Source organism: Desulfobulbaceae bacterium (assembly GCA_015231515.1).
Classification (GTDB): domain Bacteria; phylum Desulfobacterota; class Desulfobulbia; order Desulfobulbales; family VMSU01; genus JADGBM01.
Map to the genome: position 1 here is coordinate 1 of JADGBM010000051.1, position 431 is coordinate 431.

At 48.0% G+C, this 431-nt stretch carries 1 protein-coding gene; it reads left to right on the forward strand.

The window, feature by feature from the left end; translation table 11 throughout:
• The coding region (locus HQK80_09330) for a hypothetical protein (GenBank protein MBF0222409.1) at positions 1-203 on the forward strand (203 nt) is incomplete at its 5' end.
• Between the last annotated feature and the right edge of the window lie 228 nt (positions 204-431).

The window sequence follows — 431 nt, forward strand, 5'->3', positions numbered from 1 at the left end:
TAATTGTAATCTTTAATGAAGACACCCCGCTCGGCCTTATTACCGAGATTATGCCGGATATTTTAGTGAAGGGTGCCGACTGGCCAGTTGAGAAAATTGTTGGCGCTCAAGAGGTCATTGCCGCGGGCGGGCAGGTTATCAATATCCCCATGGTAGCGAATTTTTCAACCACCAGCCTGATTGAATCCATTCGAAAAACGTGACACAAGCCAACTTTGTGATGGTGTGGAACATGGTTGTAAAAGCACTCGTTACGGATTATCGGTCACCCAGAACGAGCTCCTCCTCGTCGGAAAAGCGAGCGGAAATCTCAAGAAAAGTTTTTTCTTGAGCAAGGAAGGCATCAAGAATCAGTGGGTCGAAATGTGTCCCTCGGCCTTCAACCATAATGGCGCGTGATTTTGTGTGGTTGAAGGCGGGCCTGTAGCATC